The sequence below is a fragment of the Streptomyces sp. NRRL WC-3618 genome (genome assembly GCF_001280005.1).
GTDB lineage: Bacteria > Actinomycetota > Actinomycetes > Streptomycetales > Streptomycetaceae > Streptomyces.
On record NZ_LGDW01000028.1, the window covers coordinates 115,360 to 135,658 of the forward strand.

Below are 20,299 nucleotides of genomic sequence, written 5' to 3' on the forward strand. Positions count from 1 at the left end.
AGCGTCGCCGTCGTGTACGGCGTGCTGAGCTTCGTGGCCGCCCTGCCTGGCGCGCTCGTCCTGGTCGTCCGCTACTTCTGGGCGCCCGCGGAGCCGGCGGCCCCGGCATCGGAGGCGCCGGCATCGGTGAGCATCGAGAAATACGCCCCGAAGGACTCGGCGAAGCTCGCCAGCAACGCTTTCCCCTTTTCGGCGGAACCCAGCGAAGGGCGGCCGATGACACCGGAATCGGTGTAACCGGCCATGCCGAGGGTGAGGAGATGCCGGCGGTCGTCGGCGACGAAATCAGAGGTTTCATAACCGGGACGGAGCAATTCGGGATGAGCGTGCAGAAGGATGGAGGTCTCGATTTCTCCCGCGTGCATGTCGGTGAGCAGCGAGGTCACCACTCCGGCCCGCTCACGCGCCGTCTCCCAGTCCTCCGCGGCCGGGAACAGCGCCATCCGCTCACCGCGCGCGGAGGATTCCTGAACCACGTTGCCCAGCACGTAGTTTCCGCCGTGTCCGTTGACGATCACCAGGGCGTCCACGCCCGAGCGGCGCAGCGAATCGGCGATGTCCCGTACCACCGCGTGAAGGGTCACGGAGGAGATGCTGACGGTTCCCGGCCAGGCCGCGTGCTCGTGCGAGCAGGCGATGGTCACCGGCGGAAGGAGGTGCACCGGGTGTGTTGCGGCGATTTCCCGGGCTATGGCACAGGCGACCAGGGTGTCTGTCGTCAACGGAAGGAAGGGGCCGTGCTGTTCGAAGCTCCCGACCGGAAGAACGGCGACCTGCGTTGAGACGCCGGCGGCTCGTGTCCGTACGTCTTCCGTAGTGTCCACCGGCAACCGTATCCCCGAATCATCCATGTTCTCCCGGCCTTTCGTCTCTGCTTAGGAACCAGATCATGACAGAAAAAATTGGCGTACTCGGCAAAGCCTCCCAGCCCTCGGGAGTCGAACGCGTGGTGAATGCGCCGTTGCCCACCGTGTACGGCGATTTCCAGGCGGTCGGTTACATGGACCACGATCGCGGTGACGAGCAAGTGGCGCTGGTCTACGGCGAGATAGCCGAGGACGACGTTCTCACCAGGCTGCATTCCGAATGCCTGACCGGTGACGCCTTCGGCTCCCAGCACTGCGAATGCGGCGACCAGCTCGACTCCGCGCTGCGCGCGATAGTCGCCGAGGGAAGCGGCATCCTCGTCTACCTGCGCGGGCACGAGGGCCGGGGCATCGGTCTGCTCGCCAAGCTCCGCGCGATGCAGCTCCAGTCGGAGGGTCTGGACACCGTCGAGGCGAACCTCGCGCAGGGCCTGCCGGTGGACTCCCGTGACTACGGCGTCGCCGCGGAGATCCTCCACGACCTCGGTGTCCGTTCGGTGCGCCTGATGTCCAACAACCCGCGCAAGCGCGAGGCGTTGCTCCGTCACGGCATCAAGATCGCCGAGGACGTGCCGCTGCTGATCCCGCCGTGCGAGAACAACATCACCTACCTGCGGACCAAGCGGGAGCGTCTCGACCACGTCCTGCCGCACCTGGACGCGGTGGCGCACTGGTCCTGACCTGACCGGGAGACCCGGCCGGGAGCCCCAATCAGGGGGCGCGCGTCACTCGGACGCGCGCGGGGGGTGCCAGAAGCCCCGATTCCGGAAAGGAAGAGGGAATGACCGACGACGTCCTCTTCCTCTCCCGGGACCGGGTGACGGCCCTCCTCGACGCCGACACGGCGATCGCCTCGCAGCGCGCGGCGTTCGGTGCGCTGGGCGCGGGTGGTGCCGGTGCGCCCGATCGGCCCGAGCTTCCTGATCTGCCCGGGAAGATCATGCATCCCAGCCGCTTCGACGACAGTGTGGTCTTCGCGTACGTCTCCCGGCTGTCCCGGGACACCGGCGCGGTGGCGAAGTTCGGCAGCGTCAACCCCGGCAACGCGGCGGCCGGCCTGCCGACCGTGCACGCCGTCATCACCGCCCTCGACCCGGTGACGGGCCAACTCGCCGCCGTCATGGACGGCACGGCCGTCACGACCCTGCGGACGGCCGCCGCCAGCGCCGTGGCCTTCGACGCGCTGTCCACCGCCGACAGCGCCGAACTGGCCCTCATCGGCTCGGGCACCCAGGCACTCGCGCACGCGCGGGCGGTCGCCCGGGTACGGGACCTGAAGTCCGTACGGGTGTGGAGCCCGAACCCGGAGCGGCGCGCGCGGGCGGCGGAACTGCTCGCGGCCGAACTCGGTGTCGCCGCCGAGGCGACCGGCACGCCCCGGGAGGCGGTGACCGGGGCGTCGATGGTCGCGGCCTGCACCCTCAGCACCACCCCCGTCGTACGCGGCGCCTGGCTCGCGCCCGGGTGCACGGTGGTCAGCGTGGGCTCGTTCGAGCCGACCCGCAGCGAGGTCGACGCCGAGGTCGTACGGCGGGCGGCGGCCGTCGTCGTCGACGACCCGGCGACAGCGGCGGCACACGCCGGACCGGTGGTCGACGCCCTGCGGGACCGTCTGCTGACCCGCGAGGACCTGATCGGGCTCGGCGAGGTCCTCACGGGCACCCGGACCGCCCGCACCGGCCCCGACGACATCGTCTTCTACAACAGCGTCGGCCTGGGCGTGCAGGACGCGGCGGCGGCCTGGGCGGTCATTCACGCGGTGAGGGGGGTGGGGCGGTGAGTGTGGTGGGTGTGGCGGGCGTTGGGGAGAAGGGTGCGTGCAGCGGGCGCCGCGGCTTCGACGGTGTCGTCTTCTGCGGGGGTGCGGGGCTGGGTGCGCGGGACGCGGCGGTGAGTGTGGTGTTGGTGGGTGTGGATGCGACGGGCGTTGGGGAGAAAGGTGCGTGGTGCACCGGCCGCAGCGGTCTCCACGGTGTCGGCTTCTACAACAGCGTCGGCCTCGGCGCGCAGGACGCGGGGGCGGCCGGGGCTGTCGTTCACCTGGCACGTGCGGAGGGTCGATGAGCGGAGGGTCGATGAGCGTGACGCGGGCGGACGTGGTCGTGATCGGCGGTGGGGTGATGGGCACGAGCATCGCCTGTCACCTGGCTCGGGCCGGTGTGCGCGACGTGGTCCTCGTCGAGCGCGACGAACTGGCCTCCGGATCCACCTCACGCGCCGCCGGCGGGGTCCGGGCGCAGTTCTCCGACGAGCTCAACATCCAGCTCGGGGCGCGCAGCCTGGAGGCGTTCGGGCGGTTTCAGGAGGAGATCGGGCACGACATCGGACTGCACCGGGTCGGCTATCTCTTCCTCCTCTCCACACCCGAGGACGTCGCGTCCTTCGAGGCGGGCGTGGCGCTCCAGAACGGCCTGGGCGTCCCCAGCCGGATGCTCACCCCCGCCGAGGCACAGCGGCTGTCCCCGCTCATCACCACCGACGGACTACTGGCGGCGGCCTACTCGCCCGACGACGGCCACTGCACGCCGGAGGCGGTCGTCCACGGCTACGCCGCCGCTGCCCGCCGCCACGGTGCCACCGTCCTGCGGCGCACCGAGGTCACCGGCATCGAACGCGACGGCGACACCATCACGGCCGTGGTCACCGACCAGGGGCGCATCGCCACCGACACCGTGATCTGCGCGGCCGGCGCCTGGTCCCGGGCGATCGGCGCGATGGCGGGCGTCGACCTGCCCGTGGACCCCCTGCGCCGCCAGATCGCGGTCACCGAACCGGTCCCCGGCCTGCCGCCGACGCTCCCCATGACCATCGACTTCAGCAGCAGCCTCTACTTCCACACCGAGGGACCCGGACTGCTCCTCGGCATGTCCGACCCCGACGAGACGATCGGCTTCGCCACCGAGACCCACGACCGCTGGATGCCCCGGCTGTACGAGGCGATGGAACACCGGGCGCCCGCCCTGCTCGACCTGCGCCGCACCGGCGGCTGGGCGGGCCTGTACGAGATCACCCCGGACCACAACGCCCTGATCGGGGAGGCGAGTTCACCGTCCCGGTTCCTCTACGCGACCGGGTTCTCCGGCCACGGTTTCCTCCAGGGGCCGGCCGTCGGCGAGGTGGTCCGTGACCTCTATCTGGGCCGCGTACCCTTCGTCGACATCAGCCCCTTGAACGCCGGCCGTTTCGCGGCCGATGCCCTGCGCCCGGAGGTCAACCTCGTATGACCGAGCTCCACTTGTGGCTGCGCCACGAGACCCGTACGACCGAACGCCGTACACCCGTCGTCCCGTCCGACGCCCGCCGGCTCGTCGAGCAGGGGGTGCGCCTGACCGTCGAGGAGTCCCCGCAGCGGATCTTCCCCACCGAGGAGTACGAGGCGGTCGGCTGCGGCACCGCCGACGCCGGGTCCTGGGTCTCCGCGCCCCCGGACGCGGTGATCGTCGGCCTCAAGGAACTCCCCGACCAGTTCGGCGAGTTGCGCCACCAGCACATCTACTTCGGGCACGCCTACAAGGGCCAGCCGGGCGCGGCGGAGCTGCTCGGCCGCTTCGTCGCCGGGGGTGGGGCGCTGCTGGACCTGGAGTACCTGGCGGACGAGCAGGGGCGCCGGCTCGCCGCCTTCGGCTACTGGGCCGGATATCTGGGGGCGGCCCTCGCTGTGCTCCAGCACCGGGGCAGGCTGACAACTCCGCTGCTGCCGACCACCAAGGAGGCACTGGAGGCCGAACTCCGGTCGCCCGGGACCCGGATGAGCGCGCTGGTGATCGGCGCCCTGGGCCGCAGCGGCCGGGGCGCGCGGGTCGCGCTCGACGAGGCCGGGATCGACCCCACCTGCTGGGACCTGGCCGAGACCCGGAATCTGGACCGACCGGCCCTGCTGGCCCACGAGTTGCTGGTCAACACCGTCCTCACGACCACCCCGGTCCCGCCGTTCCTGACGGACGACGATCTGGACACCTCCGGCCGCCGTCTGCGTACCCTCTCGGACGTCACCGTCGACGTCGGTTCGCCCATGAACCTGCTCCCGGTGTACGACACCGCGACCACCTGGGACGCCCCGGTGCGCCGGCTGCGGGACGAGCCGCCGCTCGACCTGATCGCCATCGACAACCTGCCGTCGCTGCTGCCCCGCGAGGCGAGCGCCGACTTCTCGGCGGCCCTGGTGCCCCAGCTGCTCGACTTCGAGGTGGGCGGCCCCTGGGGCCGCTGTCTGGCCCGGTTCGACGAGACGTGCCGTGAACTCGGCCTGGTCAAGGGCGAGTCGGGCAGCGAAGGGGGAGTGGGCGCATGACGGAAACGGTTCCCGCGAGCGGCACCGTCCACTGGATCGGCGCGGGTCTGTCCACGGGCGGCGGACTGGCCGCGTTGTGTGACAGTGACGCCGTGCGACAGGTGCGGGTGTGGCACCGTACGGAGGGCCGCGCGACCGAGGCCCTGGCCCACCTGGGCCTCACCGGACGCGCCGAACCCCGCGCCTACACCCTCCCCGCGCTCACCGCCGAACTGGCCCCCGGGGACATCGTCGTCTCCATGCTCCCGGCGCCCGCACACGGCCCGCTGCTGGCGGCCTGTGTTCGGGGCGGGGCCCACTTCGCGTGCTCGAGCTATGTGTCGGAGGCGGTGCTCGAACAGGTGCCGGCGGCCGAGACGGCCGGTCTGGTCGTCCTCACCGAGTGCGGGCTCGACCCGGGCATCGACCACCTCTTCGCGCACAGCCTGGTCACCCGCGCCGAGCACGCGATCGGCGCGGACAGGCCGGCCTCGTACCGCCTCACGTCGTACTGCGGAGGCGTCCCGGCGGTGCCCAACGACTTCAGGTACCGGTTCAGCTGGGCGCCCGCCGGAGTATTGGGCGCCCTTCGTTCGCCCGCCCGTTACATCGAGGACGGCGCCGAGACCGTGGCCGACAGGCCCTGGGAGGTGACGCGTCCGCACGGGATCGACGGGGAGACCTTCGAGGTGTACCCGAACCGGGACAGCGTGCCGTTCGTCGAGCAGTACGAGCTGCCGACGGCCTGGAAGGCGCGGACCTTCGTCCGGGGCACCCTGCGGCTGGACGGCTGGCGAGACGCCTGGGACTCCGTCTTCGAGGAGCTGAAGGGCGGCGACGACGAGCGGATCGGCGCCCTGGCAAGGGAGTTGGCGGCGCGCTACCCGACGACCGACGCCGACCGCGACCGCGTGGTCCTGGCCGTCTCCCTGGAGGTGGACGCGGACGGGGAGGACGGTGATTCCGGACGGCGGCGGAGCTGGACCGGGCGCTATCTGCTCGACCTGGAGGGCGACGCGGCCGAGAGCGCGATGGCCCGCTGCGTCTCCCGCACGCTGGCCCTGGGCGTCCGGCACATCCTCGACGGTTCGCTGCCGCCGGGCCTGAGCCGCGCCGCCGAGACGGCCCGGCGTTCCGAGGAGTGGCTGAGCGAACTCGGCGGGGAGGGACTGGAGTTCAGACTCACCGTCGGCTGACGACGGCGCGCTCCCCGCCTGCTGCTGGTGGCGGCGCTAGTCGGTGAGGACAGCCTCGTGCACCAGTCGTTTGAGGTCCTGCCAGTAGGGCCGACTGGCCCTCTGCCGTACCTGGGTCATGAACTGCACCGTCAGATCACGGCTCGGGTCGACCCAGAACGTCGTCGTCGCCACCCCGCTCCAGCCGTATGTGCCGAGGCCGGCCGGGGCGAGGGTGCGGTCCGGGTCGATCACCACCGAGACCCCGAGGCCGAAACCGACGCCCGCGTTGCCGGGTTCGTCATGCGGGCGGGCGCCGAAGGTGCGCAGGTCGGCGCCGCCGGGCAGGTGGTTGGAGGTCATCAGGGCCACGGTCTCGGCCGACAGGACGCGGACGCCGTCGAGTTCGCCGCCCCGGCGCAGCATCTCCATGAACCGGTGGTAGTCGTGGGCGCTGGCGACCACACCGCCGCTGCCGGACAGGAACCGGGGCCGGCCCTTCAGCGGCAGGCCGAGGGTCGGCTCGATGCCGCCGTCCTCGGTCTCACCGTACAACTCGGCCAGCCGGCCCGCCTGTTCGGCGTTCACACAGAATCCGGCGTCCGTCATACGGAGCGGGCGGAAGACGCGGTCGGCGACGAACTCGTCCAGCGGCTGCCCGGAAGCCACCTCGAGGACCCGGCCGAGGACGTTCGTGGCGACCGAGTAGTTCCACTGGGTGCCCGGCTCGTACTGGAGCGGCAGACTCGCGTACACCGCGCACGTCTCGGCCAGGGTCGAGCCCGGCACCACCGAGGACTCCAGGTTGGCGGCGCGATACAGGGCGTCCACGGGGTGCGAGTGGTAGAAGGCGAACGTGAGGCCCGCCGTATGGGTCAACAGATGCCGGATCAGGAGGGGTTGGGCGGGCCGGGTGACGAGGTCGTCACCGGAACCGCTCACATACACCCTCGGCTCGGCGAACTCGGGCAGGAAGCGGGACACGGGGTCCGTGAGCGCGATCCGGCCCTCCTCCATCAGGGTGAGCGCGGCGACCGAGGTGACCGGTTTGCTCATGGAGTAGATCCGCCACAGCGTGTCGGGCTCGACCGGAAGTCCAGCGGCCCGGTCCCGCCGGCCGTACGTGGTGAGGTGTGCGACGCGGCCGGCGCGGGCCACGGACACGAGGAAGCCGGGGAGGCGTCCTTCGTCCACCACGTGGGCGAAGTGCTGGTCAAGGCGGTCCAGCGCCTTGGCGTCCAGTCCCACCTCGCTCGGCTCGGCCTCTTGTCGCAGCTGTGCCATCGTTCCCCTCCGGTCGCTTGAAGTGCCGTCCTGTCATACCCCGAAAGGATCACCTCAGGCATTGGACCCCCCATGGTGACGCAGGGATCCGGCAGGCGTCGCCATTCCGTCGTCCGTGACCGGCAGTTTCCGGGCGGCGAGTACGCCGACGAGGGCCGCTCCCGCGAGTACGGGCAGAGCAGTCCGCGGTCCGTCGGTGACGGCGGCGAGAGCGGCCGTCGTGGCCACCCCGAGGACCGGGCCGACGTTCATCGCGGTCTGCTGCAACCCGCCCGCCACGCCCGCGGACCCGGCCGGGACCTGCCGTACGACCACCGCCGTCGCGGTCACCATCACGGTGGCGAAACCCGCTCCGAGCAGCATAAACCCACCGCCGACCGGCACAACCCCCGCCGCCCGGAACAGCACGGACACCCCCAGCGCGAGCATGACCAGACCGGCCACGGTCGTACGCCGGGCCCCGTACCGCCGCTGCAGTACGGCGACCAACGGCGCTCCCAGCACCATCGCCGCGCCGCCCGGCAGCGCGGCCAGACTCGTCCGCAGCGGGTCCATACCGAGCTCGTCCTGGAGTACGTAACTGGCCACGAAGAGTGTGCCGAACATCGCAGCCGAAGCGGCCACGAGAAGGCCCAGCGCGGCGCCCACGACCCCGGATCCGAGCACGTCGTACGGCAGAAGAGGGTCGGCCGTACGCTGTTCATGGCGTACGAGAACGAGGCCCGCGCCCGTCGCCGTGAGCAGCGCCAGCGCGGCCGACGGGCTCCAGCCGTCCTCCGGGACGCCGACGAGCGTGTACACGAGGCAGGCGAGGGAGACCGCGAGCAGGGCGGCACCGGGGAGGTCGAGCCGCCCGTGGCCGGCCTCTGACGAGGGACGCGTGTCAGGGGCACGGACGACCGACGCCAGTACGCCCAGTACCAGCGCCGGTACGACATTGAGGAAGAACACCGCCCGCCAGCCCAGCTGGGTCACCAGCACGCCGCCCACCAGCGGACCGGCCGCCGCGGCCACCCCGATCGCACTGGTCCGCAGGGCGATCGGCATCGCCAGCCGGTCGGGCGGGTACGCCGCGCGCAGCATCCCGAGCGTCGCGGGTTGCAGCAGCGCGCCGAAGACCCCCTGGACGGCCCGCAGCGCGATCACCCAGCCCACCCCGGACGCGAACCCGATGCCCGCCGACGCGGCCCCGAACCCCGACATCCCGATGGCGAACAGCCGTTGATGCCCGTACCGGTCCCCGAGCCGCCCGGCGAACACGAGCAGACTCGCCACCGCGATGAGATACGCGGTGCTCGTCCACTGGACCTCGGCGAAGGAGGCGTGCAGATCCCGTTGCAGGGTCGGCTGCGCGATGGTCAGCACGGTGCCGTCGAGAGCGACGACCACCGCCCCGATCACACTGCACGCGAGAGCACTGCGCCTGGACCCCCGGTGCTGATGCGCGCTCACCGTCCCTCCGGCCCGAGGTGCGCGTCGAGGGCCGTACGCAACAGGGGAGCGAAGTCGTCGGCGCCCGTGGCGAGTTGGAGGCTTCCCCAGGACCAGAGCTGGGCGATGCCGTAGAGGTTCGCCAGCAGGGACCCGGCGAGGAGCCGGGCGTCGGCGTCCGGCCGGGCCCGCCCGACGAGATCCACCAGCAGCGCGAAGACGGGCAGACTGGCGTCCCGCAGCCCCAACGTGTTGCTCTCCAACAGGTCATGACGGAACATCAGCTCGTGCATGCCCCGGTTGGTGAGCGCGAAGTCGAGATACTCGCGCCCGAGGATGCCGATCTGCTCCCGGGGTCCCGTCGCGGTGCGCCCGCTGTCCTCGATCGCCTGTGAACCTCTGGCCGCCAGCTCGGTGAAGCCACGGCGGGCGATGGCGGACAGCAGCTCCAGATGGGTCGGAAAGTAGCGGCGAGGGGCGCCGTGCGAGACGCCGGCCCGGCGGGCGATCTCCCGGAGGCTGAGCGCGTGGACGCCTTCCGAGGTCACCAGGTCGACGCCGACATCGATGAGGCGGGTACGCAGAGAGTCACTCATAGACACTGTCTACCAGGGGTTGGTAGACAGTGTCTACTGAATTCTGCGGGCTCGCTCGTGACGTCTCCAACTGCCCGAAAATAGAGAGCGGTTGGGGTGCCGGTGAAGGACTATGAGACCCGGAAGGGGGCAACCGCACCCGGAACTGATCCACCCGCGCGCATCGCCACGGCGATGCCGGAGGATGAGGGATGTCTGAGTGAATCTTCGAAGAACTATCGCCGTCCTGTTAGGCGTGGCGCTGTCCGTTCTCGGGCTCGTGACGCCGGCCGGCGCACAGTCGATCACGACCGGCGCCTCGACCGCCTACCAGATCAACGCCCGCCACGACGGCAGCCTCGTCGACACCGCTGTGGGCGCGCCGCCGCTCAGCCGGAAGTGGTCCCGCGACCTGGGCGGGAACGTCTCCTACCCGATCGTGGCCGGCGGGCGCGTCTTCGCCACCGCTTCCTCGCCGGACGGGTACGGAACCGTCCTCTACGCCATGGACGCGGCCACGGGACAGAACGCCTGGGCGCCCGTGGACCTCGGTGGCACCTACTGGTGGTCCGCCCTCGCCTACGGGGGCGGCCGGCTCTATGCCCAGAACTACGACGGCGTGCTGACCGCGTTCAACCCGGCCAACGGGAAGAAGACCTGGAGCGTCTCGCTGCCCGGGCAGTACTCCTTCACCTCCCCGCCCACTTTCGCCGACGGCGTGGTGTACACGGGTGGCGCCGGCTCGGGCGGCACCTTGTACGCGGTGAACGCGGCCAGCGGTGCGGTGCTCTGGACCCGGCCTGTCGCGAACGGGGACAACAGCTCGCCTGCCGTCACGGCGGGCGGGGTGTACGTCTCGTACGCCTGCGAGCAGACGTATGCCTTCGCCCCCAAGTCGGGCGACCCGCTGTGGCGCCACCAGACGGACTGCTCCGGCGGCGGGGGTCGCACCCCGGTTCTCGCCGACGGCGGTGTCTGGGTCCGTGACGACGCCGGGATGGTCCCCACGGTCCTCAACGCCGCCGACGGGAAGGTCCGGGGCACCTACGAGGCCGCGGGCTGGTCGCCGGCACCGGCTTTCGACGGCCGTCAGGGTTACTTCGTCGACGACGGTGTCCTTCAGGAGCGGCACAGCCGCACCCTGGCCAGTCGCTGGAAGTTCGAGGGTGACGGCGAGATCAGCACGGCGCCGATCGTCGTGAACGGCTACGTCTACGTCGGCTCACGCAGCGGTCGGTTGTGGGCGCTCAACGGCGCCACCGGTCAGTCCGTCTGGTCCACCGACGTCGGCGCGTCGATCGACGCGCCCGACGAGCACAACGTGTCCCAGCCGCTGACCGGTCTCGGTGCGGGCGGCGGCCTCGTGGTGGTTCCGGCCACCGACCTGCTGGTCGCGTACGGGCAGTGAGCGGTGGGGCGGGGGTGGCGGCCGGTCCCGGCGGCCACCCGCTGGTCCCCGCACAGGGTGACAAGCGAGGCGCCGCGCACGCCCAAGCCCCGGAACGGCCTGTCACCGCCGGGGACTTGAGGCAGTGCGGCTCAGGCCGACACGGTCGCGCGCTCCGCAAGATTCTCGGCGTCGCGCTCACCGAGCCGTTCCGTGGGCACCCGGTGTGTCTCGCGCGCCGTGAGCGCGGCCAGCACCGGCGGGAGGCACAGTGCCGCCGTGAACAGGGCGACGGAGAACCAGTCGTCCCCGTCCGGACCGGCGATCTCCGCCGCGAAGGTGACAGCGAAACCGGCGACGGCGAAGCCGATCTGCGTACCGATCGCCATGCCCGACAGGCGCACCCGGGTCGAGAACATCTCGCCGTAGAAGGACGGCCAGGTGCCGTTCGCGGCGCTGTACACCACACCGAAGGTGATGACGCCGAGGACCAGGATGAGCGGGTAGGAGCCGGTGGAGATCGCCCACAGGTAGGCGAACATCATGACCCCGCTGCCGGCGGCGCCGGCCAGGAACAGCGGGCGGCGGCCGATGCGGTCGGACAGCGTGGCCCAGAGCGGGATCGCGGCCAGCGCGACCACGTTGGCGAGTGCGGCCACCCACAGCATGGACGAGCGGCTCATGCCGACGGAGTCGCTCGTCGCGTACGCCAGCGCCCAGACCGTGAAGATCGTGGAGACCGAGGCGACCATCGCGCCCCCGATCACCCGCAGCACGTCCGCCCAGTGCTCGCGCAGCAGGATCAGCAGCGGCATCTTCACGACGCCTTCGGTGGCGGCCTGCTGGGCGAAGGCCGGGGTCTCCGCCAGTTTGCGGCGGATCACGTAGCCGGCGACGGCGACCGCGATGCTCAGCCAGAACGGCACCCGCCAGCCCCAGGACAGCAACTGTTCCTCGGGCATCGCGGCGACCGGGATGAAGACGAGCGTGGCGAGGAGCTGGCCGCCCTGGGTGCCGCTCAGGGTGAAGCTGGTGAAGAAGCCGCGCCGGCCCGGCGGGGCGTGTTCGAGGGTCATCGAGTTCGCGCTCGCCTGCTCACCGGCGGCCGAGATGCCCTGGAGGACACGGCAGAGCACGAGCAGGACCGGAGCGAGGCCGCCGACCTGGGCGCGGGTGGGGAGGCAGCCGATGAGAAACGTCGACAGGCCCATCAGGATCAGCGTGAAGACCATGATCTTCTTACGGCCGACCCGGTCGCCGAAGTGCCCGAGGAAGAGCGCGCCGACGGGGCGGGCGGCGTACGCGACACCGAACGTACCCAGGGACAGCAGGGTCGCCGTGGCCGGGTCGGACTCGTCGAAAAAGACCTTAGGGAAGATCAGGGCGGCCGCGGTGCCGTAGATGAAAAAGTCGTAGTACTCCAGCGCGCTGCCGATCCAGGCGGCCGTGGCGGCCTTCTTCGGCTGGCCGCCGGGCGGGTCGTCCAGGGGTGCTACGGGGTCGCGCGGTGCGACGGAATCCGCCACGGCATGCTCCTTCGAGGGAACTCCACCCTAGGTGGAGTGAGCGGAGGGGAGGGAGGGGGGAGGGTGCCGGATCCCTGGGGGTGATGGGGCGGCGGCGCCGGTGACTGTCCGGCTAATTAACCCACTGGGTAGTTAGTAGCGGTTGGCTACGGATGTTGCGCCCGCGTTTCCCGGGTGTCAAGAGGTCACGTCGAAGGATCTTGCCTCTGCGGCTTCTCCCGGCCTCTCGCCGGCGCCTCGCGGGCCCCGCGCAGCCCCTCGCCGCCCGTACGCCCGCCTCGTCAGGCCGTACGGTCCGCCGTCAGATAGGCGATGACCATGTCGCCGAGCATCGCCCGGTAGTGCTCGCGCCGGTCCGGGGCCGTCAGGTCGCGGCCGAACAGCGCGCCGAAGGTGTGCCGGTTGGACACCCGGAAGAAGCAGAAGGAGCTGATCATGGCGTGCAGGTCCACGGCGTCCACGTCGGCCGTGAACAGGCCCGACTCGCGGCCCGACGCCAGGATCCGGCGGATCACCTCCAGCGCGGGCGAGCCGATCTTCCCGAGCTGTGCGGAGGCGGTGATGTGCTCGCCCTCGTGGATGTTCTCGATGCTGACCAGGCGGATGAAGTCGGGATGCGCCTCATGGTGATCGAAGGTGAGTTCGGCCAGGCGCCGGATGGCCGCGACCGGGTCCAGGTGCTCGACGTCGAGCTCCTGTTCGGCCTGCCGGATCACGGTGTACGCGCGCTCCAGTACGGCCGTGAACAGCTGCTCCTTGCCGCCGAAGTAGTAGTAGATCATCCGCTTCGTGGTGCGGGTGAGGGCGGCGATCTCGTCCACCCGCGCGCCCGCCAGACCGGCCCGGGCGAACTCCTTGGTGGCCACGTCGAGGATCTCGGCCCTGGTCCGGGCGGCGTCGCGGATGCGCCCGCCGGTGTGTGCCGGTTCTTCGACGCTGGTCATCGGGTTCCTTCGGGCGAGGGGCCAGTCCCGTGATTCTAGAAGCCCTCGTGAGGGGCTTCCCCGGAGCCCGGTCGTGCTGATATAGCTAACGTACTAGTTCGTACATTAGTGGAGGTCGGTCGTGGCCAAGGACTCGTTTCTCGTCGGGCTCATCGGCTCCGGCATCGGCCCGTCGCTGAGTCCGGCGCTGCACGAACGGGAGGCCGACCGGCAGGGGCTGCGCTATCTGTACCGGCTGATCGACATCGACGTGCTCGGCGTCGAGGCACACGCGGTGGGCGATCTCGTACGGGCCGCCCGTGACCTCGGCTTCGACGGGCTGAACATCACGCATCCCTGCAAGCAACTCGTCATCGACCACCTCGACGCCCTCGATCCACGAGCCGAGGCGCTCGGCGCCGTCAACACCGTGGTCTTCGCGGACGGCCGGGCGACCGGCCACAACACCGACGTGACCGGCTTCGCCGCGTCCTTCGCGCGCGGTCTGCCCGACGCCCCGCTGGAGAGGGTCGTGCAGCTCGGGGCCGGAGGCGCGGGCGCCGCCGTCGCCCACGCCACGCTCACCCTCGGCGCGGGCCGGGTCACCGTCGTCGACGCGCTGCCCGAGCGCGCCGCCGACCTCGCCGCGTCCCTCAACCGGCACTTCGGCGTCGGCCGGGCCGACGCCGCGACGCCCGACCGGCTGGCGGCGCTGATCGGCGGGGCCGACGGCGGCGGTGTCGGCGGCACCGTTGACGGTTTGGTGCACGCGACACCCACCGGTATGGCAGCCCACCCCGGCCTGCCCCTCCCGGCCGAGCTGCTGCACCCCGGCCTCTGGGTCGCCGAGGTCGTCTACCGTCCGCTGGAGACCGAGCTGCTGCGCACGGCCCGCGCGACGGGCTGCGCCACGCTCGACGGCGGTGGCATGGCCGTCTTCCAGGCGGCGGACGCGTTCCGTCTCTTCACCGGCCGGGAACCCGACACCACGCGCATGCTGGCCGACATCGCGCAGCTCGCGGGCGCGCTTCCGGCCCCGAAGTAGAAGCCGGCAGTAGGAGAAGCCGGAACCGGTAGCAGTCGGAACCGGTAGCAACTGGAACCGGTAGAAGCAGACGCGGAAGCGGAGAGAAGGCAGAGGTACCGACGTGCGTACGTCCATCGCCACCGTGTCGCTCAGCGGCTCACTGACCGAGAAGCTCACGGCTGCCTCCCGGGCCGGCTTCGACGGGGTCGAGATCTTCGAGAACGACCTGCTCGCCAGCCCCCTCACCCCCGAGGAGATCCGCGCCCGCTGCGCCGACCTCGGGCTCACCATCGACCTCTACCAGCCGATGCGTGACATCGAGGCGGTGCCCGAGGACGAGTTCGCCCGCAACCTGCGTCGCGCCCGGCACAAGTTCGAGCTGATGCGGCGGCTCGGCACCGACACCGTCCTCGTCTGCTCCAGCGTCTCCCCGCTCGCCCTCGACGACGACGCCCTCGCCGCCGCCCAGCTGAGCCGACTGGCCGACCTGGCAGAGGAGTTCGGCGTCCGCGTCGCCTACGAGGCGCTCGCCTGGGGGCGGCACGTCAGTACGTACGACCACGCCTGGAGCATCGTCGAGGCGGCCGGCCATCCCGCGCTCGGCACCTGCCTCGACAGCTTTCACATCCTGTCCCGGGGCTCGGACCCCAAGGGGATCGAGGACATCCCCGGCGAGAAGATCTTCTTCCTCCAGCTCGCCGACGCCCCGCTGCTCGCCATGGACGTACTGCAGTGGAGCCGCCACTACCGCTGCTTCCCCGGGCAGGGCGGCTTCGACATCGCGGGTCTGCTGCGACACGTCGTCCGGGCCGGATACGCCGGTCCGCTCTCCCTCGAAGTCTTCAACGACGTGTTCCGGCAGGCCGAGGCCGGACCCACCGCCGTCGACGCCCGGCGCTCCCTGCTGGTCCTCCAGGAGAGCGTCGGCCTCGCCCGGCTGCCCGAACCCGTCCTCCCCACCGGTATCGCCTTCGCCGAACTCGTCACCCCCGACGCACAGCCCGTCTCGGCGGTCCTCGGCGCCCTCGGCCTCACCCGTACGGCACGCCACCGCAGCAAGCCCGTCGACCTCTGGGAGCGCGGCGACGCCCGCATCCTCGTCAACACCGGACCGGCCGCCCGACGCGACGGCACCGGACTCGCCGCCGTCGGCCTGGAGTCACCGGACCCCGAGGGCGCCGCCCGCCGGGCCGAGGCCCTGCTCGCCCCGGTCCTTCCCCGCCGCCGGGGCCCGCAGGACGCCCCGCTCGACGCGGTGGCCGCCCCCGACGGCACGGAACTCTTCTTCTGCGCCACGGATCGTCCCGAACTCCCCGACTGGCGCACCGACTTCGAGCCCCTCGATGCTCCCGGGGTCGAGGCCGGGGCCGGGACCGGGGCGGGGGTGGAGCGCATCGACCACCTGGCCCTCACCCAGCCCTGGCACCACTTCGACGAGGCCGCCCTCTTCCACCGCAGCGTGCTCGGGCTGCACGGCCAGGAGAGCGTCGACGTCGCCGACCCGTACGGGCTCTTCCGCAGCCGGGCCGTCACCAACTCCGGTGGCAGCGTACGCGTCGCGCTCGCCGTCGGCCCCGCGCCCAGCGAGGACGAGACCCGCGCCCAGCACATCGCGCTGGCCACCGACGATGTGGTGGCCGCCGCCCGGCGCTTCCGGGCGGCGGGCGGCAGTCTGCTGCCGATGCCCGCGAACTACTACGACGACCTGGCCGCCCGATACGGCTTCACCGAGGGCGAGTTGGCGACGTACCGGGACCTCGGCATCCTCTACGACCGTGACGCACAGGGCGAGTTCAGGCACTGCTACACACGGACCGTGGGCCGCGTCTTCTTCGAACTGGTCCAGCGTGACGGCGGCTACCAGGGCTACGGCGCCCAGAACGCCCCGGTGCGGCTCGCCGCCCAGCACGCGCAACGCCCCCTCCGCTGAGGAGAGTTACCGCAGACCGGACTCACTGCCGGGCGACGCTCCTGCTCACCCCGGCGATGACGGTCGTGGCCAGGATCCAGCCGGTCAGGATAAGGACGTACGACAGGAACTGGTACCCGCCCGTCGGCGCGAAGGCCCCCTCCTGGCCGAAGGAGATCACCGGGAGCAGTAGGTCGAGGGTGTAGAAGACCGGGTTGAACTGCGGGGCCTCGTCGGCGTTGAGCGGGCTCGGGTGACGCAGGGCGAACGCGATCGAGCCCACCGCCAGCAGCGACAACAGCCAGACGGCGGCACGCAGCGGGCGGAAGCCGTAGCCGACGGTCGTGTCCTGGAGGTGGCCCCATGTCCGGCCGAGCCAGGGGAGGGTGGCCCGGTGTCTGCGCAGCTTGGCGAGCTGGACCCGGCGGGCCGCGCCCTCGTCGCCCCCATGACGGTATGCGGCGGCCAACTGTTCGTAGGCGTACGGGACATAGCCGTCGCCGTCGCGCTCCAGCAGGGACAGACGGCGGTCGGCCGGCTCGTGCGGATTCAGCGCCGTGTAGCTGAGGTTGTTGAAGAGCACCTCGCCCGGGGCGACCCCCGACTCGAAGCCCAGGACGTCGATCCGGGAGCGGCGCAGATGCAGCCTGCCCTCGATGGGCTCGCACCGGTACAGCCACAGCTCACCGATGGTGCAACTGCTGGCCCGCAGAGCGGTACCGCCGGGGTTGGACAGCCGCGCCCCGGTGAAGTCGACAGATCCCGCGATCCGGGAGCCGCGCAGGTCGACGATTCCCCGGGTACGCAGGTTCCGCGCCCGTATGTCGGCCCGTACATCGAGGGAGCGCGCGCACAGCGCATGCCCGCCGGGGTTGCTCAGGTCGGAGTCGTCCAGGGTGATTGACCCGCCCACCGTGGCACCCTCGAGCCGTGTCTCGCCCCGCACGCGCAGCCCCGGGGCCGCGAACCCGTCGCCGAGGACGGACTGATGGAGTTGGAGCACCGGCACGGACGGGTCGGACGTGGTGAGTTCGGCGCCGTCCAGGAAGAGCGCGCCCGCGATCTCCGCACCGCCCAGCCGCACCGGCCCCCGCACCCGGCAGCGGCTCATGCGCAGCGGGCCGTCGATCCGCGTACTCGCGAGGTTGACCGAGGGGATCACCGAGCCCCGCAGATTCAGCTGGCGCAGCCGGGTGCCGTAGAGGTCGGGAGCCTCGTCGAAGTGGCAGTACCGCAGATGGATCGGGTGGTCCACGATCGCGTACATCAGGTTCAGATGCCCGGTGACACGGGCGCCCGACAGCCTCAGTCTGGGGATCTCGCCCGCCAGTTGGGGGGCGCTGAGCAGCAGGGCCCTCAGCACCGAGGCGCGTACGGTCCGCTCCGGCCCCCAGTCGGAGCCGGTGGCCGGGTTGTCGGCCTCGGCCTCACCCTCGCGGAAGTCCACGGGCTCCCCCTTGGGGAAGGCCCGCCACACCCGCTCCTCGGCCGCCGTCAGATCGTTGATCTCCATCCGGGCGACTCTGACGCGCCACGGACACCCATGTCAATCGGGTCCAGGGACAACACCCCGGACCCGATCGCCACTTCAGTTGCCCCGAACCAGCAGGCGTCTCAACCACGCGTCTGTCAAAGGGAGTTCCACTCCGCGATCACCGGCCGGTCGTGCTCCGCGGAGAGCCTGCTGACCGTGCCCGTGGCGAGCTGGAACAGCCGTCCGTCGGCGGGCGGCAGCCCGAGGTAACGGGCTGTCAGCACACGCAGGAAGTGCCCGTGCGCCACGAGGATCACGTCGCCCTCCCCGAGCGCGTCCTTGAGGTGGGCCAGGACGCGGTCCGCGCGCCGGCCCACCTCGTCGGGCGACTCGCCGGGGTGCCCGGCCGGACCGTGCGGTACCCCGTCCGTGAACAGGAACCAGCCGGGCCGGGTGCGCTGGATCTCGTGGGTCGTCAGACCCTCGTACCCGCCGTAGTCCCACTCGTGCAGGTCCGGATCGACCAACGCCCCGGACACGCCGGCGAGTTCGGCGGTGCGGACCGCGCGGGCGAGCGGGCTGGTGACGACGCGTGCGAAGGTCCGTCCGGCGAGGAGCGGGGCGAGGGACCTCGCCTGCTCCTCGCCGTGCGGGGTGAGGGGCAGGTCGGTCCAGCTGGTGTGCTGTCCCGACGCGCTCCACTCGGTCTCGCCGTGGCGGACCAGGAGAAGGTCACCCACGGTTTTGCTACTCCTTGGACTCGACGGCGTGGCCGCCGAACTGGTTGCGCAGCGCCGCGATCATCTTCATCTGTGGTGAGTCGTCCTGCCGGGACGCGAACCGGGCGAAGAGGGAGGCCGTGATCGCGGGCAGCGGCACGGAGTTGTCGACGGCCGCCTCGACCGTCCACCGGCCCTCGCCGGAGTCCTGCGCGAACCCGCGCAGCCGCTCCAGGTGCTCGTCCTCGTCGAGGGCGTTGACCGCCAGGTCGAGCAGCCAGGAACGGATGACCGTCCCGTCCTGCCAGGACCGGAAGACCTCGCGCACGTCCGTGACGGAGTCGACCTTCTCCAGCAGCTCCCAGCCCTCGGCGTAGGCCTGCATCATGGCGTACTCGATGCCGTTGTGGACCATCTTCGAGAAGTACGGACCCTCCGGCTTCAGCGCCTCGAAGATCGGCTGAAGCCGCTCGACGTGCGCCTTGTCGCCGCCGACCATCAGGGCGTAGCCGTTCTGCAGCCCCCACACGCCGCCGGAGACCCCGGCGTCGACGAAGCCGATGTCCTTGGTGCCCAGCTCCTCGGCGTGCTTCTCGTCGTCCGTCCAGCGCGAGTTGCCGCCGTCGACGACGGTGTCCCCCGCGTCCAGGAGGCCGCCGAGCTCGTCGACGACGGACTGGGTCGCGGCACCGGCCGGGACCATCACCCAGACCACGCGCGGTGCTTCGAGCTGCTCGACCAGCTCGGCGAGGCTGCTCACGTCGGAGACCTCGGGGTTGCGGTCGTAGCCGATGACGGTGTGGCCGGCACGGCGGATGCGCTCGCGCATGTTGCCGCCCATCTTGCCGAGACCGATCAGACCAATCTGCATGTCAGTTCACTTCCTGAGCGTCACGAAGAGTGCGGTACGTGGCCACGAGGGCGGCGGTGGAGGAGTCGAGGCCGGGGACGTCGGCCCCCGTGGTGAGCGCGGGCTCGATGCGCTTGGCGAGGACCTTGCCCAGCTCGACGCCCCACTGGTCGAACGAGTCGATGTTCCAGACGGCGCCCTGGACGAACACCTTGTGCTCGTACAGCGCGATCAACTGGCCCAGCACGGAGGGGGTCAGCTCGCGGGCGAGGACGGTGGTCGTCGGGTGGTTGCCCCGGAACGTCTTGTGGGCGACCAGTTCCTCCGGCACCCCTTCCGCACGGACCTCCTCCGGCGTCTTCCCGAAGGCCAGTGCCTGCGTCTGCGCGAAGAAGTTGGCCATCAACAGGTCGTGCTGGCCCTTGAGTTCGTCGCTCAGTTCCGCGACCGGTTCGGCGAACCCGATGAAGTCCGCCGGGATGAGCTTCGTCCCCTGGTGGATCAACTGGTAGTAGGCGTGCTGCCCGTTGGTGCCGGGCGTGCCCCACACCACGGGCCCGGTCTCCCACTCGACCGGGTTGCCGTCACGGTCGACCGACTTGCCGTTGGACTCCATGTCCAACTGCTGCAAGTAGGCGGTGAACTTGGAGAGGTAGTGGCTGTAGGGCAGTACGGCGTGCGACTGGGCGTCGAAGAAGTTCCCGTACCAGATGCCCAACAGGCCCAGTAGCAGCGGCGCGTTGGCCTCCGCGGGAGCCGTGCGGAAGTGGTCGTCGACCAGCGAGAACCCGTCCAGCATCTCCCGGAACCGCTCCGGCCCGATCGCGATCATCAGCGACAGCCCGATCGCCGAGTCGAACGAGTAGCGCCCGCCGACCCAGTC

At 71.1% G+C, this 20,299-nt stretch carries 18 protein-coding genes and 1 pseudogene; 8 read left to right on the forward strand and 11 right to left on the reverse strand.

Annotation, left to right across the window (positions count from 1 at the left end):
- Nucleotides 1-71: 71 nt before the first annotated feature.
- A complete protein-coding gene (locus ADL01_RS41380; protein WP_078960325.1) occupies nucleotides 72-851 on the reverse strand; it encodes a creatininase family protein in 780 nt (259 codons plus the stop codon).
- A gap of 38 nt (nucleotides 852-889) precedes the next feature.
- Here ADL01_RS41380 and ribA point away from each other — a divergent pair, with 38 nt between their 5' ends.
- The gene (gene ribA, locus ADL01_RS04845; RefSeq protein ID WP_053740624.1) at nucleotides 890-1,546 is read left to right on the forward strand and encodes a GTP cyclohydrolase II; all 657 of its coding nucleotides are present in this window, start codon (nucleotides 890-892) and stop codon (nucleotides 1,544-1,546) included.
- Nucleotides 1,547-1,647: 101 nt separating this feature from the next.
- A complete protein-coding gene (locus ADL01_RS04850; RefSeq protein ID WP_053740625.1) occupies nucleotides 1,648-2,646 on the forward strand; it encodes an ornithine cyclodeaminase family protein in 999 nt (332 codons plus the stop codon).
- Here the strand turns inward: ADL01_RS04850 and ADL01_RS44495 are convergent.
- The gene (locus ADL01_RS44495; RefSeq protein WP_159049453.1) at nucleotides 2,619-2,906 is read right to left on the reverse strand and encodes a hypothetical protein; all 288 of its coding nucleotides are present in this window, start codon (nucleotides 2,904-2,906) and stop codon (nucleotides 2,619-2,621) included. The genes ADL01_RS04850 and ADL01_RS44495 overlap by 28 nt on opposite strands.
- Nucleotides 2,907-2,941: 35 nt before the next feature.
- Between ADL01_RS44495 and ADL01_RS04860 the strand changes: the two genes are divergently transcribed.
- The 3 genes from ADL01_RS04860 to ADL01_RS04870 are packed head-to-tail and all read left to right on the forward strand — an operon-like array spanning nucleotide 2,942 to nucleotide 6,332.
- Nucleotides 2,942-4,090, forward strand: coding sequence for an NAD(P)/FAD-dependent oxidoreductase (locus tag ADL01_RS04860; RefSeq protein ID WP_053740627.1), 1,149 nt, complete (start codon nucleotides 2,942-2,944; stop codon nucleotides 4,088-4,090).
- The gene (locus ADL01_RS04865) at nucleotides 4,087-5,157 is read left to right on the forward strand and encodes a saccharopine dehydrogenase (protein ID WP_053740628.1); all 1,071 of its coding nucleotides are present in this window, start codon (nucleotides 4,087-4,089) and stop codon (nucleotides 5,155-5,157) included. Before ADL01_RS04860 ends, ADL01_RS04865 begins: the two co-directional genes overlap by 4 nt.
- A complete protein-coding gene (locus ADL01_RS04870; RefSeq protein WP_053740629.1) occupies nucleotides 5,154-6,332 on the forward strand; it encodes a saccharopine dehydrogenase family protein in 1,179 nt (392 codons plus the stop codon). Before ADL01_RS04865 ends, ADL01_RS04870 begins: the two co-directional genes overlap by 4 nt.
- Before the next feature lie 36 nt (nucleotides 6,333-6,368).
- On the opposite strand, the gene ADL01_RS04875 is transcribed toward ADL01_RS04870, so the two are convergent.
- The 3 genes from ADL01_RS04875 to ADL01_RS04885 are packed head-to-tail and all read right to left on the reverse strand — an operon-like array spanning nucleotide 6,369 to nucleotide 9,622.
- Entirely contained in the window at nucleotides 6,369-7,595 is a 1,227-nt protein-coding gene (locus ADL01_RS04875; protein ID WP_053740630.1) for a serine hydrolase domain-containing protein, read from the reverse strand.
- A gap of 54 nt (nucleotides 7,596-7,649) precedes the next feature.
- On the reverse strand, nucleotides 7,650-9,047 hold the full coding sequence (locus ADL01_RS04880; protein WP_053740631.1) for an MFS transporter: 1,398 nt from the start codon (nucleotides 9,045-9,047) through the stop codon (nucleotides 7,650-7,652).
- The gene (locus ADL01_RS04885; protein WP_053740632.1) at nucleotides 9,044-9,622 is read right to left on the reverse strand and encodes a TetR/AcrR family transcriptional regulator; all 579 of its coding nucleotides are present in this window, start codon (nucleotides 9,620-9,622) and stop codon (nucleotides 9,044-9,046) included. Before ADL01_RS04885 ends, ADL01_RS04880 begins: the two co-directional genes overlap by 4 nt.
- A gap of 235 nt (nucleotides 9,623-9,857) precedes the next feature.
- On the opposite strand from ADL01_RS04885, the gene ADL01_RS04890 reads away from it, so the two are divergent.
- Nucleotides 9,858-11,009: a PQQ-binding-like beta-propeller repeat protein gene (locus ADL01_RS04890; RefSeq protein WP_234354497.1), complete on the forward strand. Its 1,152-nt coding sequence runs from the start codon at nucleotides 9,858-9,860 to the stop codon at nucleotides 11,007-11,009.
- Nucleotides 11,010-11,140: 131 nt separating this feature from the next.
- Here ADL01_RS04890 and ADL01_RS04895 read toward each other — a convergent pair whose 3' ends face one another.
- Both ADL01_RS04895 and ADL01_RS04900 read right to left on the reverse strand, forming a co-directional pair.
- Nucleotides 11,141-12,514, reverse strand: coding sequence for an MFS transporter (locus ADL01_RS04895; RefSeq protein WP_199834753.1), 1,374 nt, complete (start codon nucleotides 12,512-12,514; stop codon nucleotides 11,141-11,143).
- 281 nt (nucleotides 12,515-12,795) lie between these two features.
- Nucleotides 12,796-13,458 (reverse strand): TetR family transcriptional regulator, encoded by a 663-nt coding sequence (locus tag ADL01_RS04900; protein ID WP_053740633.1) that lies wholly within the window; start codon nucleotides 13,456-13,458, stop codon nucleotides 12,796-12,798.
- Nucleotides 13,459-13,579: 121 nt separating this feature from the next.
- Between ADL01_RS04900 and ADL01_RS04905 the strand changes: the two genes are divergently transcribed.
- Together ADL01_RS04905 and ADL01_RS04910 are read left to right on the forward strand one after the other, a co-directional pair.
- Nucleotides 13,580-14,482 carry a shikimate dehydrogenase gene (locus tag ADL01_RS04905; RefSeq protein ID WP_053740634.1) on the forward strand — a complete coding sequence of 301 codons (903 nt, stop codon included), beginning with the start codon at nucleotides 13,580-13,582 and terminating at the stop codon, nucleotides 14,480-14,482.
- Between the two features lie 103 nt (nucleotides 14,483-14,585).
- Entirely contained in the window at nucleotides 14,586-16,394 is a 1,809-nt protein-coding gene (locus tag ADL01_RS04910; RefSeq protein ID WP_053740635.1) for a bifunctional sugar phosphate isomerase/epimerase/4-hydroxyphenylpyruvate dioxygenase family protein, read from the forward strand.
- Nucleotides 16,395-16,416: 22 nt separating this feature from the next.
- On the opposite strand, the gene ADL01_RS04915 is transcribed toward ADL01_RS04910, so the two are convergent.
- The 4 genes and pseudogenes from ADL01_RS04915 to ADL01_RS04930 form a co-directional block, all read right to left on the reverse strand.
- Nucleotides 16,417-17,886: a hypothetical protein gene (locus tag ADL01_RS04915; protein ID WP_053740636.1), complete on the reverse strand. Its 1,470-nt coding sequence runs from the start codon at nucleotides 17,884-17,886 to the stop codon at nucleotides 16,417-16,419.
- Between the two features lie 116 nt (nucleotides 17,887-18,002).
- Nucleotides 18,003-18,587 carry a histidine phosphatase family protein gene (locus ADL01_RS04920; protein WP_053740637.1) on the reverse strand — a complete coding sequence of 195 codons (585 nt, stop codon included), beginning with the start codon at nucleotides 18,585-18,587 and terminating at the stop codon, nucleotides 18,003-18,005.
- A 7-nt stretch (nucleotides 18,588-18,594) separates the two neighbouring features.
- Nucleotides 18,595-19,437: a phosphogluconate dehydrogenase (NAD(+)-dependent, decarboxylating) gene (gnd, locus tag ADL01_RS04925; protein ID WP_053740638.1), complete on the reverse strand. Its 843-nt coding sequence runs from the start codon at nucleotides 19,435-19,437 to the stop codon at nucleotides 18,595-18,597.
- Nucleotide 19,438: 1 nt separating this feature from the next.
- A pseudogene (locus tag ADL01_RS04930) lies at nucleotides 19,439-20,299 on the reverse strand (glucose-6-phosphate isomerase); the annotation flags it as partial.